We start from the raw sequence: 15,899 nt of genomic DNA, 5'->3' as shown, positions 1-15,899 counted from the left end.
AGCGGAGGCATGCGTCATGGTATAGCGCAAGCAGCTGCAATGATGGCTGCATGAGCAGCATTAAGAACATTATTTATATTGCAAAGGCAGCTGATGCAAGTTGAACAAAAGCCTTATAATCTTCATTACAGTTCTTTTATGCGGGATGATCCTGGCAACAGCCGAAGTTAGCGCCAAGCCATTCGGCTATCTCGACACAGAAACGAATCGCACCTTTGTCCCATTGCGTTACTTGTCTGAACATTTTCAGTGCGAAGTTATCTGGGACGCCGAGCAGCAGAAGATTTTTCTATCCCGAGAGGATATGGACATCGCCTTGACCGTAGGCCAGCACCAAGTAATCGTCAATGGCGAACTGCACGCTCTGGACGGGGTTCCTTTTATCGATCAAGATGTCACCTATGTGCCTCTTCGATTCATTGGCCAGCACTTGCAGATCTCGCTGGAATGGGAAGCCGGCACACAAGCCGTCGTGGTTCAAGACCAATACCGCACGTTCCGGCTTCCAATCATCCAGAGAGGGAGTCTGAATGGAAGAAAAGCGATTGAATTGACGGAAAAAACATTCATCGTTGGAAGCAAACAGATTCGATCCCATGTGCTTGCCATTGATTTGCTAAATCCGGGTGTACAAGTAACGGTTGGATTAGCCCGAGACAAGGTGGGCCAAGTTGCTGAACTCAAGCAAATCGCAGACACCAATCAGGCTGTCGCTGCTGTTAACGGCACGTTCTTCGATGCCTATACGGACGGCGATATACAGATCCCGTACGGTTTTATCGTCAGCAATGGCGAATTGGTGCATCCCAGCACCGAGAAACGATCGGTTCTTGTAGTCGGTCCAAATACAGATTTAGAAATCGTAAGCGGCGATGTCTTCCCGGCGAGGCTGCAGCAAGGCGCCGTAACAGCAGCAATCCAAGCAGGCCCTCGATTGCTGACGGATGGGAAGATCACTGTGAATCCAGAGGCAGAAGGGTTTCGAGATCCGAAAATATTGACCAACAGCGGGGCCAGAACTGCGCTTGGCATCACGGATGAGCATTATTTGCTGCTGGTGACAACGCCAGCTGCCACCATCCCTGAGCTTGCTGAATGGATGCAGAAGGCTGGCGCCGTACAGGCGATGAATCTCGACGGCGGCGCTTCCAGCGGTCTTTACTATGAAAGCAGCTACATCACGAAGCCAGGCAGACCGATCAGCAACGCGCTCTTGATCCAATATTCCGATCCAGAAGCAGATTAGACATCAAAGGGGGGAGCAGCATCAGTACATTTTTGTATGCAATCGGCATCATTGCTTTTGGCCTTGTAGTGGGAAGAACGCTGCGATGGTTGTGCAAGAATGAAGCAGCGGAGAGTACGTTGAGGAAGTATTTGAGCCTGACTACCAGATTCGTCATCATCGGCCTCAGCCCGATCATTATAATCGGCGCGTTCTGGCATGTGCAGCTGGAAGAGGTGCGGCTTTTCCTGCTTCCTCTGCTGGGCGTCCTGGCGCTGGTCTTGGGCGGCGTGCTTGGCATTGGCTTTGCGAAATGGAGGAAGTTGGATCGTGCCCAGACGGGGTCTATGTTTGTGTCCGGCTCATTTACGAATATCGGGAGTTTCGGCACGTTATTTTGCTATGTGTTTCTGGGAGAAGCGAGCATCGTCTTTGCTGCGATGTATCGTCTGTTCGAAGAATTCGTCTATTATTTGATCGGATTTCCCATTGCCAAGCTGTACGGCGAGCAGGAGAGGGGCAATGGCAGACGGAGGGAGATGATCCGCAAGCTGGTAACGGACCCCTTCATCATGGCTTCATTCTGCGCCATCGTGCTTGGGGGCGTGCTGAATTTTTCTCCAGTAGCTCGACCGGAATTTTACAGCACTGTCATTGAGATTCTTGTCCCGTTGACGACATTCTTGTTAGTCTTGCCCATTGGCTTCAATATGAAAATCAAAGCGATTCAAGGATATATAAAGGAATGCCTGGCTGTTTCGGTTATCAAGTTCGTGCTTGTTCCCGTCACGATCACCTCCCTGGCTGTCTTGCTTGGGATGGGGCAGCTGTATGACGGCATGGTATTGAAGGTAATTATCATTTTATCGGCGATGCCTCCCGCATTTATTTCCTTAATTCCTCCTCAACTTTATAAACTGGATCAGGATCTGGCAAATTCCAGCTGGCTGCTGAATACGGGGTTGCTGCTCATTGTTTTGCCTTTCCTGTACTTCATAGTGGGGAGCTTTTAGCCTTTTAGCCAATGTGCAACCCGCATAGAGATGTAAATCGGTAAAAAACACCCGGTAAAATCTTAAAATATTCAATTGCAGCCGCAGACATTCGTTGTTATTGTTGAGCATAAGTATATGGACCAGACCTCTTCATCAAGCGCAAGATGGCGAGTCGTACTTGGCAACAGGATAAAAAGGAGAGGAAATTCATGAACCAGTGGAACAATTGGAACAGTGTACAGACGGTTTTGGAAGCGGTTGCCGACCGCATGATTCCTGGCGATGCATGGCCTTCGGCAAGCGACGAAGGGGTACTTGCCTATCTGGAACGCCGCGCGCGCGAAGATGCGGCTACCTGGACGGAGCTGCTCGTCCCAGGCCTCCGCGCCTTGGATGCTGAAGCGTCGTCCCAACAAGGACAGTCCTTTTCCGAACTGTCCGCTGATGAGCAAGATCGTCTGCTGCAAGAAGTGGAGCAGGATCGCGTACAGGAATGGCCGGTTTCTCCATCACTCTTTTTCAGCACATTGCTGAGCCTGGTCGCGGAGGGCTATTATGGAAGCCCGGAACCAGGCGGGAAGCAGGAGAGAAAATCGTGGGACATGATCGGATTTCGCCCTTATCCCATGTCCGACAGCCCGCCGTCTCCAGTACAAGAACGGAAATTGCCGCAGCGATCCCTCGACCAGCTTCGAGACAAGTATGACGCAGTTGTCGTGGGCGCTGGAGCCGGAGGGTCGGTTGCGGCGGCAGTGCTGGCCGAATCAGGAATGCGCGTGCTGGTCGTCGAACGGGGAAGCTGGCTTCGCTACAACCAGATTGCCGGCGATCATTTGCGCAATCATCGATTGAGCAAATACGGGCATAACACGGGCCCTGACCTGGAAGGGCATCCGCGCACGATATTGACAGATGACGGGGAGCGGACCACCGTTCCATTCGAAGGCGACTACCATAACAATGCCATGACCGTAGGCGGCGGTACCCGGGTATACGGAGCGCAGGCATGGCGGTTTCTCCCGGATGATTTCCGCATGGCTACCCGCTACGGCATACCTGAGGGAAGCTCCTTAAGCGATTGGCCGATCCGCTATGAGGATCTTGAGCCTTACTATGATCGGGCTGAATGGGAGGTCGGCGTGTCCGGTGACGGAAGCGCTCATTCCCGGCTCGGACAGCGGCAGCGTCCTTATCCGATGCCGCCACTGTCCAGAACACTTGAAGCAGAACGGCTTGCCGAAGGAGCGGCAAAGCTCGGTTGGGAGGTAGGCCCGGTACCTTTGCTCATTAACTCCGTGGAACGGGACGGTCGGGCGGCCTGCGTGCGCTGCGGACAATGCGTCGGATTCGCTTGTCCGACAGACAGCAAGAACGGCGGCCACAATACAATGCTCGTGCGAGCTCTCGCTACCGGCAACTGCGATTTGATCTGCGACACGATGGTCGAACGCATTGATACAGAGGCAGGCAAGCATGCTACAGGCGTGCGGCTTGTGCAGGAAGCTGGAGGCTCTATCCAGCGGCGGCACATTCGAGCAGGGCATGTCGTGGTTGCGGCCGGAGCGATTGAAAGCGCACGTCTGTTTCTAAATTCGGCCAGCGATGCGGAGCCGGACGGAATTGGCAACCGGTCCGGTCATGTAGGAAGGCACCTGCAAGGACACGTGTATTCAGGCGCTTACGGCCTCTTTGACGAGCCGGTGCAAGACGGACTGGGCCCGGGGGTCAGCATTGCGACTTTCCACTTCGCTCATGGGAACGGGAACGGCATTGTCGGCGGCGGTTTTCTGGCCAATGAATTCACGCGTTTGCCGCTGGTTCACTGGTACCGCGCGCTTGCGCCCGGCGCGAAGCGGTGGGGGATCGCAGGCAAGGAGACGATGCGCGAGACTTTCTTGCGGACGAGCCAAATTCAGGGGCCGATTCAGGAGATTCCGACAGGCGAGTCGAGAGTACGTCTTTCGCCTGCGGTGAAGGATCGATTCGGACTGCCGGTTGTACAGCTTTCCGGAAAAGTCCATCCAGCATCAAGCCGGGCCGCAGCCATGCTGGGCGAGCAGGCGGAGAAGTGGCTTTGGGCTTCCGGCGCCAAGCAGGTCTGGCGGACAACGCCAAACAGCGGGCTAAGCGGCGGGCAGCATCAGGCCGGCACCCTGAGGATGGGGAACGATCCTGCGACATCTGTCACCGACCCGACGGGACGCGTACACGGCTACGATAACCTGTGGGTGTGCGACGGTTCCGTACATGTAACGAACGGCGGCGTGAACCCGGTATTGACGATACTGGCCCTGGCGTTCCGGACTGCCGATAACCTGGTCAAGCAGGCATAGCGATTTTCTCGGACTGTCGACAACCGGCAGTCCGATTTATTTTTGGCGCCCAAGTCCCATTTGGCTTCATACCTTTTCTGGAAAAGCAACACACTAGAGGATAGGGATATCGCCATGAACAAGAGGATGTGAACTGATGAGTCTCGGAATTATTGTCGTTGAGATCTGCGACCGGAACGCGCTAGCCTTGGAAGCTCTGGAAGAGCTGGAAACGAAATATCCGGAGGTGGCCGTCATACGGACGAACTGCTTGAATATGTGCAATTTGTGCCGGGCAAGACCTTACGCGTTGGTAAATGAAAGGCGGGTGTATGCCAAAACGCCAGAGGCGTGCATAGAGGAAATCGAGGTGCTTATCAAGGAGGAGCTGAATGACTTTTACGGTGGGGAATAAATCATGAACAAGCCCATCGAAGCGTCTCGACAGGCTTGCTGCACAATATTAACCGTACACGATGCGCCCGCCGTAATCGCTGGATATGAACAGCATAACAATCCCGATAATGGATAATGCCAGCAGAATGCCGGTAACAATTCGGTTGGGCTTCTTCCTGAATATCAGCTTGAGGATGACGAGAGCCAAAAAAACGCCGAATGTGACAAACGAAGCATTTTGATGGGCAAGGATAAGTTCTTCTTCAACTTGAAAAGTCTCTATAGCGTATTCCGTGCTCCTCATCCCCGTAATCATAGTCGGAACCATTGTGATGACCCCGCCAACCAGCATGAAGTTCGCCAAACGGTTGTAAAAGTCCGGCTTCCAGACTGCTATCCATAAACTGATGGACCCTACAATCAACATGACGATGGGAAAATGCAAGAGTACCGGATGAAGCGTATCAGGCATTCATTTAAACCTCCTGTACATGATCGATTTGGCCGTCGGCGGCATGTCGCGGCGAGCTGTCAAAGACGTGACGGACTGTTTCCCAATCAGGACGATCTACTGTATGGATCGGACGGCTTTCCATAATCGCAACAAATGCTCGCACCTTCTTGGCCATATGCTGGTGCCCGCCGCCACGACGGAATGTGATCATGGCCTTCTTGGAATCCCACTCCTCAAGTATCCAATTAAATCCATTATCCGTTCTTAACGAGACCCTGCGCAATCCTTTCGGTTTCACGAAGCGCATCAGCAGCGTCCAGAGGCGCCACAAAATTGTCTGGAACAGGGTGAGTCGTCTCAAGCGGATGCGTGACGCGTGAAAGTACACTGTCCACGCTCCTTCCTTCAGGCAATCGTTCGCATCAACGAACGCCTTTATTATAAAAAGCGGAATTGCCTGATACAACAACCAATGTAGAAAGAGATGTTCGTAAACAGACATGATATACAAGATTGTTCATAAAAAAAGGGCCGAGGCCAAACCAGACACACTGTTTTGAATAAATGCCATCATCTGATATAATCTACCAATGATGGTGAATCAATCATAATCGAAACAGAGGAGGGAGCTATGAAGATCAAGAAAGTGGATCGCAGGGTATCCCGTACCCGGCAATTTCTGCATGAAGCGCTGCTGTCGCTCATCCTGGAGAAGGGCTATGAAGCGATTACGGTCCAGGACATTATTGACCGCGCCAATGTAGGCCGGTCAACCTTTTACGCCCATTTCTACGATAAGCGCGATCTGCTGCAAAACGGCTTTCAAATGTTGAAGGAAATGCTGACAGCACAATGTCCCCTATCGCAAAAGCGGCTAGTCAGCCCGCAGCACTTTTACTTTTCATTCAGCTTGATCATGTTTGAACACGCCCGTGAATACTATCGGCTTTATCAGGCTTTTGTCGGCAAACAGAGCGGCGCCATGGTCCAGGAGCAAATGTTGGAGCTGTTCCGCGAGCTGGTGCGAGAGGAGTTGGAGGTGTTGGAAAACTCCTACCGGTACACCTTGCCGCTGGAGGTGCTCGTCTACTATATTTCCAATGCCTACATGTCACTGCTGAATTGGTGGCTGGACCATGATATGCCTTATCCGACGGAAAAAATGGACCAAATCTTCCATACGCTGATCCTGCCGAGCATACAGGCATCGGTGGAACCCATCACTCATTAAGATGAAACAATGACATGTACAAAGCATGTCATATTTTTTTGTGCGTTACCGAACAGAATGGCAGACAACATCCAATTATGAACATAAATGCCGCATCTGGTTGTTGTCGGCTTATTTCGCCGTGCTCTATAATCGAAAATAATCATAAAAACTACCATACTGTACTAGAGAAGAGAAAAAGAGAGAAGAAAAAAAAGAGTGGAGGGATTCAGGTGATGAACATCGGGCGTGATTATCGGATGAGCAGCTTGCTGGATCGATGGGCAGAGACCCAGCCGAACAAGCGAGCACTAGTGTTTTTGGAAAATGGGTCAGATGAATCGGAGTCATTGACGTACGCCGAGCTCCGCACGCGCGCCCGTGCAGCAGCCCTGCAATTGAGGGAACGCAGGTTGACAGGCGAGCGGGTTTTGCTGCTATTTCCTTCTGGCATTGATTATGTGGTATCATTTCTGGCTTGCATGTATGCAGGGGTGATCGCGATTCCTGTCTACCCGCCGCGCAACAATTACCATGCTGAGCGGGTGGCGATCATTGCCAGGGATTCCGGAGCCCGAACGGCGCTTGCGCCGGATCATTTGCGTCAAGATATTCATGCCCGCATCAGCCGTTTCGCCGACATTTCGGTGCAGGTCATGGCCTTGGAGGATTTCGACTTGACCGGGCCCGGCTGGACGAATGAAGAAGTGGCCGCAGATGACGTTTCTTATCTTCAGTATACCTCAGGATCGACGGGAAATCCCAAAGGCGTGATGGTGCGGCACCAGGATCCCATTCGAAACTGTGAGATTGTGGCTCCATTCGGTCTTCATGAAGGGATTGTAATCGTTTCCTGGCTGCCGCTCTTTCATGATTTGGGTCTGGTGAAAGGAATTTTGTATCCGCTGATTCTCGGCGGTACGGCTGTGTTCATGCCGCCCATTGCCTTCGTTGACAAGCCCATTCGCTGGCTGCAAGCCTTGGATCGCTACAAAGGGGAATTCTCATGCGCTCCGAATTTCGCTTATGATCTGTGTGTGCGCAAAGTATCAGAGGAGGAAGCGAAGCAATTGGATCTGTCCTCCTGGTCTGTTGCCTTGAACGGCGCTGAACCGATTTCGATCGACACCATGCGTGCGTTTGTCAATAAATTCAGGGCGAGCAGCTTTGCAGAGAATGCCTGGGTTGGCGGTTACGGCATGGCTGAATCCACTTTGTTTGCAACGTTCGGCAAAAACGATCAAGCTACGCGCGTGCTGTACTTGGACAGGCCGGCGCTCGAACTGGATCATGTTGTCATTCGCGACGAGCATGCCGGCAACGTCCAGGCCTTCGTTTCATGCGGATACTTGCTGGACGATCCCCAGATTCGGATCGTTGATCCGAAGAGCGGCAAGGCGTGTCCGCCGGACCGCATCGGCGAAATCTGGATTGCAGGCAGCTGCGTATGTCCGGGGTACTGGAACCGGCCGGATGCGACAGCCGAAACTTTCGGCATCGAGCTGCTTGATGAGCCCGGCGTACGCTATTTGCGCTCGGGCGATCTCGGTTTTATCCATGAAGGCGAGCTTTACATGACCGGGCGCCTGAAGGATATGATCATTATTCGCGGAGCCAATCATTATCCGCAGGATATAGAAAGGACAGCCGCTTCGGTCAGCGATGAGCTGCGTCAGGGCGGTTGGGGCATTGCATTCGATGTGACCGACGGCGGCGAACAGAAGCTCATTGTTGTTCAGGAAGTCGAGCGCACAGCCCGCAAGCGCATTGATGTCGGGAAAACCGGACGCGCTATGGCACAGGCCATTTCCGAATGCCATGGCATTGACTTGGACACAGTTGTGTTCGTGCCGCCGGGCAAAGTGCCAAAAACGTCAAGCGGCAAGTTGCAGCGGCGTGCGTGCAAGAAGATGTTCGAACAGGGAGAACTAGAGGAAATCGGCAGGTGGCAGCGCCCCGCAGCCGCAGCGGCGGGCGCCCGTCCGCATGCGGAACAAAAAGCCATTGCTCCGGGCGAAATGGTCGATTGGATGAGAAACCTGCTGGCAGCATGGACCGGGATACCGCTTGCGGAAATGAGTCCGAATCAATCCTTTTCCTCACTGGGGCTCGGTTCTGTGCAGGTCGTGGAAATGATTGCCGAGATTGGACATGCCTTCGATCTCTCCTTGCCGCCGTCACTGGCTTTTGAATACCCGACGATTTCCTCATTGGCGGAGTACTTAAGCGGCAGTGTCAAGGAGCTTGCTTCAGATGGGGGCGAATTCGAGCCCGTTGCCATAATCGGGCTCGATTGCCGATTCCCGGATGCGGAAGATCCGCGGCAATTCTGGGAGCTGCTCATGGAGAATCGAGAAGCTGTGCGGGAAGTATCTGAGCAGCGCCGGGAACGGACCGGTTACAAGGCTGAGGCGCATGCGCCGTTTCGCTGGGGAGGCTTTCTGGAAAATATTGATCTGTTCGATGCGGCTCTGTTCAATATTACGCCGCGCGAAGCGGCAAGCATGGACCCGCAGCAGCGTCTGCTGCTGGAAACAGCATGGAGGGCGCTTGAATCGGCTTATATCGCGCCAGATCGCCTAAGCGGATCGAGCACTGGCGTTTTTGTCGGCATCAGCACCCATGATTATTTCCGCTTGCAGCACGAAGCCGGGGGCCATGGCGACCCTTACGCAGGCACAGGCAATGCCTTCAGCATCGCAGCCAACCGAATCTCCTATGTATTCGGCCTGCAAGGCCCGAGCATGGCAATCGATACGGCTTGCTCCTCTTCGTTGGTTGCCGTCCATCAAGCTTGCAGAAGCCTGGCATCCGGCGAATGCAGCCTGGCATTGGCTGGAGGCGTCAATCTCGTGCTGTCCTCCGATTACGGCGAAATCTTCACGCAAGCGGGCATGCTGTCGCCGACTGGCAAATGCCACACGTTTGACGAGGCAGCCGACGGTTACGTAAGGGGGGAAGGCGTCGGCATCATTGTGCTGAAGCGCTTGTCTGATGCCATACGAGATCAAGATCAGGTGCTTGCCGTCATCCGGGGCTCAGCCGTCAATCAGGACGGGTACAGCAATGGACTGACAGCGCCAAATGGCTTGTCCCAGCAGCGCGTTGTCGGCAGCGCGCTGAAACGGGCAGGCATAGAGGGAAGTACGATCGGTTATGTGGAAACGCATGGCACAGGCACGCCGCTTGGCGACCCCATTGAGGTCCGGTCTCTTCAAGCTGTGTTGGATCGGGACACTAACGGGGAGCCTGCACCTTGCTGGCTTGGCGCTGTCAAGACAAATATCGGCCATCTGGAATCGTCTGCAGGCATTGCCGGGTTGATCAAAGCTGTACTAGTCTTGCAAAACGGAGTCATTCCGGGGAATTTCCATTTCAACAAGTTGAACCCGCAGATCGATCTGGCGGAAAGCCGTCTGCGCATTCCGGATGAAGCTGTTCCATGGCCGGTGCCAGAGCACCATCCGAGGCGGGCTGGCGTCAGTTCCTTCGGGTTCGGCGGAACGAATGCGCATGTAATTGTCGAACAATATGTGCCCGATCCTGCGGAAGCCAGAGATGCCGCTCAGCTATCCGATCCGGGTCGCGGATACTTGCTCGCCTTGTCCGCCCAGAGTGAAGCGAGCTTGCTTGAGCTGGCGAATCAATATGCGGCATGCATCGAGCAACCGGATGCGAATCGCCGCTTGTATGCTCTATGCCGCACTGCCAATCAATCGCGGGCACAGCTGCCGGAACGGCTGGCGGTTGCAGGGGAAAGCGCGGGCGAAATATTGCACGCATTAATACAAGCAGCAAACGATGACGGAAAGAAAGGAGGGACAATTCGCGGAAGAGCCAATCCATCGCCGAAAACAGCTTTTCTGTTTACCGGCCAAGGTTCACAGTATGCGGGAATGGGCAGACGACTCTATGCGTCCGAATCGGTTTTCCGTTCGGTGATTGACCGCTGCGACGAAGTGCTGACTCCTATCTTGGAAGTTTCCTTGCGAGCGATCATGTTCGGAGAACGCACCGAGCTGCTGCAGGAAACACAATATGCTCAGCCGGCAATAGTCGCGCTAGAGATAGCGCTGGCCGAGCAATGGCGCTATTGGGGAATCGAACCAGCTTATGCTGTTGGTCATAGCGTGGGCGAATATGCGGCTGCCTATGTTGCCGGGTTGATGGATATGGAAACGGTTCTGCGTCTCGTCGCCATGCGCGGACGCCTCATGGACTCGGTAGAAGAAGCGGGTCGAATGATTTCGGTCAATTGCGGAGAGAGCGAGGCCAGAGAAATCTTGGCCAATTACTGGGGTCAATTGGATTTGGCGGCAGTCAATGCCCCTGATCAAGTTGTTCTGTCCGGTTCAGTCGACCTGGTTCAACGTGTTGTTAGCTTGTTGCGCGCCCATGGTTTGGACGTTGCCGAGCTCCAGGTCAACCGAGCCTTTCATTCTCGGCACATGGACCCGATTCTCGATCCATTTCTGCAGGAATGCCGGAGGTTCCAGTTCGGTTCCCCTTCGGTCAAGCTGATCTCGACCGGCGGGAGCGCCAACCGATCTCTGGCGGATGCAAGCTATTGGGCGGATCAAATCCGCTTGCCGGTGCGATTCGCCGATGCTGTTGACAAGCTGAAAGAAGAAGGCGCCAATCTGTTCCTGGAATTGGGGCCGACTGCGGTGCTTGCCGGGTTGGGACGAAGAAGCCTGCCAGGCGGACGGTGGGTAACGAGCTTGCGGCGGGACACGGATGATTGCGTGCAGCTGAAACGGGCAGCAGCGGAAGTATTTGTGCATGGCGCACAGGTTCACTTCAAACGCATGGATGAGGATGTCGTTGTACCAAGGGCGGCGCTGCCAGCCTATCCTTTTGATCGCAAAGCCTACTGGTTCGAGCAGCGTGCAAAGACTAGAGCAGACGTAGCTGGCAAGCAGACAAGCTTCTGCGGTTGGCGCATAGACGTCGCGGCAGCGGATTGGATCGTTTTCGAGACGCACTTGTCCGGCCCGTCAAACCGGCATCTGCTCGATCACCAAGTAGGCGGGAGAAGCATTATGCCCGCCGCCGGCTCGATCAGCCTCGCCATTGACGCAGCGATAGAGGCGCAAATAGTTCCAGAGGGAGCCGCGGTTCGCTTGGATAACTTCAGCTTTTACCGTCCGATGGATCTGACGGACCGCACGATGCGCATTCAGACGATTTTGCGGCGAGCGGACAAAAACAAACAGCTGTGGCAAATCGAGATCATGGGACGACGGGATGAGCATCGGGACTGGGAAGCCTATGCTTCCGGCACGCTTGAGCCTGTGCAGGCACTGGAGCAGCGGACGGATATGCTGGAACTTTCCGGCTACGTCAGGCAGGAAGCGGATGCAGCGGCATTTTATGCGCGCTGGGCTACGCGGGATATGAGCTATGCAGGCAAATTCAGGGCCATTGCTTCGTTGGAGCAGTCAGGCAAGCAGGCGTCAGCCTGGCTGGACGTCCCCGACGATGGGGAGTATGCCGGGTTGCTGCATGCCATCGTGATGGATGCCGCATTTCAAACCTTGGGCCAATTGCTGCTCGATCACGATGATCGGAACAGAGTCCCGCTACCTGCGGGAATCGGCTCACTGACTGTACACAAGTGGTTAACCGGCCGTATGCATGTCACTACGAGCTTGCAGGAAGTGTCGGAGAGCGGCGCCATTGCAGATCTATGGATTCGCACGGAATCAGGCGAACTGGCGGCACAAGCAACCGGCCTGCAAACCATCTGGGCAAATGCGAAAGATGCAGCAGCCATGGAGCAAAAAAAGGATGTGCCGTGCTGGGTGCCGGTATGGACAGAAATGGAACAATCGCCGGTGAATTCGGCGGTTGTACAAGAAGCTGCAGGAAGCGGCTCTGTATGGATTTTCTATCCTCCGGAAGCAGAGCAGCTGAAGCGCGCGATTGCGCAGCAATACAGCAAGGATGCATGCCGCACATTCCCGCTGGATAAAAAGACGCTGCAGCTCTCTGAGGACGAATGGGCCGAACGGATAGCGGATGAAGCCAATGCTGTACAGAAGATCTATTATCTGGGCGGGGTCCTGACTGGCAAGCCTGACATCGATCCTTCTTTAATGCTGAAGCACGGCGAAGAAGCAGGTGTCATCGGTATGTTCCGATTGGTCAAGGCGCTCGCGAGGCTTGGCGCCGATCAGCGCCGTGTCGTGTTCAAGCTTGTCACAAGCGGTGTGTACGGGGTGCTGCCGCCGGACAATCTGCATCCGCACAGCGCTGCGATTTCCGGATTCGTGCGCACGGCACAGCGGGAATTCCCCGACTGGCAGTTCGAATTGACAGATATCGGATTGCCGGAAAGCGAGGAGGCGGTCGCATCGCTTGTTCATCCCTTGGTGAAGCAAAGGCACAGCTATCCTGTTGCGGAGTTAGCGCTTCGCTATGGCAAATTTTATCAGCGTGTGCTTCGAGAATTGCCGCCGCCAGCCAAGCTTGATCAGTCTCCGTTCAAGGAGAAAGGAACGTACCTGATTATCGGCGGAGCAAGCGGCATCGGCCTGGAGCTTGCCCGAAAGCTGGCCAAGGAAGTCCAGGCAGGCCTGGCGCTTGTCGGCCGCAGTCCTTACAACGACCAGCACAGGGCATTGATCCGGGAATTAGAGGCGCTCGGCGGGAAAGCCCTCTATATCGAGGCCGATGCGAGCGAGCCGGAGCAGATTCGGAATGCCGTTGCTAATACGAAATCCCGTTATGGGCAATTGAATGGCGTCATTCATTCGGCTGTAATGCTGCAAGACCGGGCGATCGCCCATATGCAGGAGGAGGAAATGCGGAGCGTGCTTGCTCCCAAGACGGTTGGAAGCATGAATTTGTATAGTGCGGTACGGGACGAATCGCTGGATTTCCTCCTGTTCTTCTCCTCGGCGCAATCGTTCATCGGCAATGCTGGACAAGCGAACTATGCAGCTGCCTGCACAGCTCAGGATGCGCTGGCTGAATGGATGGACAAGAGGGCGGATTATCCGATCAAGAGCATCAATTGGGGCTATTGGGGGCAAGTCGGTGTCGCTTCAGACGACTATTATAAGCAGCGGTTGGCGAAGCAGGGTATCGGCTCGATTTCTATCGAAGAAGGCATGCGCGTCATCGAACAGGCGTTAGTTCTGCCCGCACGTCAGCTGGTGGCCATTCGGGCCGATGAGCGGGTGCTTGCAGAGATGGACGCCGAACGGTCCGAGCCTGCGGAGAAGCCGGCACATTCGATTGCCCTGACTCCGGCTGAACAGCTTGTTCATATGGAGCCGGGGTTGATGCAAGAGGCGATCGCCGACGGCTTGCGCAGCATGGTCAGCGAAGTGATGCGCCTGAAATTAGATGAGCCGTGGGCTCGGAAGCAGCAGTGGGAGCAGGTCAAGCTTTCCGCGCTCGGACTGGATTCCCTAATGGCCATGGAGCTTCGAAGCAGAATCCGGGCATGGGTAGGTGCAGACATCCCGGCACACCAATTTATTGGGGGTGGCTTGGTGAAAGACGTCTTGCAGCTCATCCGCCAGAGGGTGCTGCTCCTGTCTTTAAGCGCAGCAGAGCGGGATGATGAAGTCCGTTCTGCTGACGGAGATATGGAGGAGCTGGTCATATGAATATGCTGAACTTCCTTGAAGAGCTCAGAAGCCGCGGCATTGCACTTAGAAGAACTGGCGATGCGATCAAGGTGCAAGGCAAAAAAGAGGCCCTGACCCCCGACCTGCTGGCACAATTGCGGGAAGCAAAATCGGAATTGCTCGAATTTTTGCATGAGAAGGCAGAGGAGACGGAAGTGGAGGATTTCGCCTGTGTTCCTGCGCCGGAGGCGCTGTATGATCCTTTTCCTTTGGGCGATTTGCAGTTGGGGTTTTATATGGCGGATGACCCGTATATGGAATTTCACGTCAGGCCGCACTATTACTCGGAGAAGGATCGGGAGGAGCTGGACATCGTCCGCTACGAGAATGCCTGGAACAAGGCTCTGGCACGGCACAGCAAGGAAATCGCGATTGTTCTGCCGGATGGGAATTTGCAAACGGCAACCGATCCGGAGCCAATCCGCTGCCGTATTTCGGACCTGCGCGGGTACACGGAGCAAGCAGTCAATTCGGCGCTGGAGCAGACACGGATGACGATGGAGCGCTCCGTCCTTCCGCTTGACAAGTGGCCGTGGCTGGACCTGCGCATCACGATCTGGCAGGACAAGGGGCGCGACCGCTTTCGCATTCACTACAATCACAACAATTTCTTCTGGGACGGCTACGGCACGAACCGGCTGCTGGAAGAAGTGGAGGCTTACTACCGCAATCCGGACTTGACCATGCCTGGCATTGCGCTTAGTTATCGGGATGCTGTGCTTGCCTTGGACAAGCTGGCTGCATCCCCCCGGGGGCAGGCTGCCCGGCGCTACTGGGAGGAACGCATTCCCCGCCTGCCCGGTCCGCCCGAGCTCCCGGTCCGTTCCGGCATGGAGCGGCGCTGCCGATCTGCCTTGAATCGCAGGGAAACACTGCTGCCAGCCCATATATGGCGCTCGTTCAAGGAACAAGCCCAAATGATCGGCGTAACGCCTTCCAATGCGATGTTTGCGCTTTATGCAGAGGTGTTGTCCGCCTGGAGCAACAGCCGGCATTTTGTGCTGAGCAATATGATGACGCGCCGCTTGGACTTTCATCCGGACATTTGGGAAATAGCCGGCAACTTTGCCTCGCTCTATCCGCTGGAGATTGATTTCCGCCCGAGCGATCGCTTCCTGGATCGGGCGCGCCGCGTGCAAGAGCAGGTCATTCGCGATGCCCGCCATCGGGAATGGGGCGGCATGCAAGTCATGCAGGCATTCAACCGCGACCGGGGCGGATTCGGTCAAGCGCCGATTCCGTTCGTCGTCGGCAGCGGACTGTTTATGGAGGGCTACAAGCGGCCGGATTACAGCTGCCTGGAAACGTCCCAGGTCATGCTGGACCATCAATTTTGGGAGTTGGATGATGGGCGTCTGTATTATGTCTGGGATCTGCTGGAGGCATTTTTCCCCGCCGGCATGATTGACGATATGGAGCAAGCCTATGCCAAGCTCATTGCCCGCATGGCAACAGAACCTGCCCTATGGGAGGCGGAAGTGCTGCCGCTGATTCCGAAACATCATCTTGCGGCACGCCTTTCAGCGGATCAATCGGCAGATGCTGTGAAATCTGAAGAGGCATCGGCTGTACGCCTGGAGCAGTTTCTCGCTCAAGTGCCGCCAGACCGGCCCGCACTGCTGACGGCTAACGGTCCGCTAGCCTATCGCGAGCTGCAGCAGTCGAGC

The 15,899-nt window shown here is 54.9% G+C and carries 9 protein-coding genes; 7 read left to right on the top strand and 2 right to left on the bottom strand.

What is annotated here, in order from left to right; genetic code table 11:
- Positions 1-100 precede the first annotated feature (100 nt).
- The 4 genes from XYCOK13_RS00045 (at position 101) to XYCOK13_RS00030 (ending at position 4,947) form a co-directional block, all read left to right on the top strand.
- Positions 101-1,246: a phosphodiester glycosidase family protein gene (locus tag XYCOK13_RS00045; protein ID WP_213409796.1), complete on the top strand. Its 1,146-nt coding sequence runs from the start codon at positions 101-103 to the stop codon at positions 1,244-1,246.
- Positions 1,247-1,365: 119 nt separating this feature from the next.
- The gene (locus tag XYCOK13_RS00040) at positions 1,366-2,238 is read left to right on the top strand and encodes an AEC family transporter (RefSeq protein ID WP_213409795.1); all 873 of its coding nucleotides are present in this window, start codon (positions 1,366-1,368) and stop codon (positions 2,236-2,238) included.
- Between the two features lie 191 nt (positions 2,239-2,429).
- Positions 2,430-4,553, top strand: a complete 2,124-nt coding sequence (locus XYCOK13_RS00035) for a GMC family oxidoreductase (RefSeq protein WP_213409794.1) — start codon at positions 2,430-2,432, stop codon at positions 4,551-4,553.
- A gap of 136 nt (positions 4,554-4,689) precedes the next feature.
- Entirely contained in the window at positions 4,690-4,947 is a 258-nt protein-coding gene (locus XYCOK13_RS00030; protein ID WP_213409793.1) for a DUF1450 domain-containing protein, read from the top strand.
- A gap of 48 nt (positions 4,948-4,995) precedes the next feature.
- On the opposite strand, the gene XYCOK13_RS00025 is transcribed toward XYCOK13_RS00030, so the two are convergent.
- Both XYCOK13_RS00025 and XYCOK13_RS00020 read right to left on the bottom strand, forming a co-directional pair.
- Positions 4,996-5,400: a DUF2231 domain-containing protein gene (locus XYCOK13_RS00025; protein WP_213409792.1), complete on the bottom strand. Its 405-nt coding sequence runs from the start codon at positions 5,398-5,400 to the stop codon at positions 4,996-4,998.
- A 4-nt stretch (positions 5,401-5,404) separates the two neighbouring features.
- The gene (locus XYCOK13_RS00020; protein ID WP_213409791.1) at positions 5,405-5,770 is read right to left on the bottom strand and encodes a hypothetical protein; all 366 of its coding nucleotides are present in this window, start codon (positions 5,768-5,770) and stop codon (positions 5,405-5,407) included.
- 243 nt (positions 5,771-6,013) lie between these two features.
- Between XYCOK13_RS00020 and XYCOK13_RS00015 the strand changes: the two genes are divergently transcribed.
- The 3 genes from XYCOK13_RS00015 to XYCOK13_RS00005 all read left to right on the top strand — a co-directional run.
- Positions 6,014-6,613, top strand: coding sequence for a TetR/AcrR family transcriptional regulator (locus XYCOK13_RS00015; RefSeq protein ID WP_213409790.1), 600 nt, complete (start codon positions 6,014-6,016; stop codon positions 6,611-6,613).
- 215 nt (positions 6,614-6,828) lie between these two features.
- Positions 6,829-14,211, top strand: coding sequence for a type I polyketide synthase (locus XYCOK13_RS00010; protein WP_213409789.1), 7,383 nt, complete (start codon positions 6,829-6,831; stop codon positions 14,209-14,211).
- Positions 14,208-15,899 (top strand): condensation domain-containing protein (locus tag XYCOK13_RS00005; RefSeq protein WP_213409788.1); only part of this gene is annotated, 1,692 nt, incomplete at its 3' end. The genes XYCOK13_RS00010 and XYCOK13_RS00005, both read left to right, overlap by 4 nt.

Origin of the sequence: Xylanibacillus composti (assembly GCF_018403685.1) — a bacterium.
In the GTDB taxonomy this organism is placed as follows: domain Bacteria; phylum Bacillota; class Bacilli; order Paenibacillales; family K13; genus Xylanibacillus; species Xylanibacillus composti.
This window is presented reverse-complemented; position numbering and strand designations above follow the sequence as displayed.

Excerpts from the sequence above, each read along its gene's own strand:
- XYCOK13_RS00025 (WP_213409792.1), bottom strand. The coding sequence starts at position 5,400 with ATGCCTGATACGCTTCATCCGGTACTCTTGCATTTTCCCATCGTCATG.
- XYCOK13_RS00015 (WP_213409790.1), top strand. The coding sequence starts at position 6,014 with ATGAAGATCAAGAAAGTGGATCGCAGGGTATCCCGTACCCGGCAATTT.
- XYCOK13_RS00010 (WP_213409789.1), top strand. The coding sequence starts at position 6,829 with ATGAACATCGGGCGTGATTATCGGATGAGCAGCTTGCTGGATCGATGG.
- XYCOK13_RS00030 (WP_213409793.1), top strand. The coding sequence starts at position 4,690 with ATGAGTCTCGGAATTATTGTCGTTGAGATCTGCGACCGGAACGCGCTA.
- XYCOK13_RS00035 (WP_213409794.1), top strand. The coding sequence starts at position 2,430 with ATGAACCAGTGGAACAATTGGAACAGTGTACAGACGGTTTTGGAAGCG.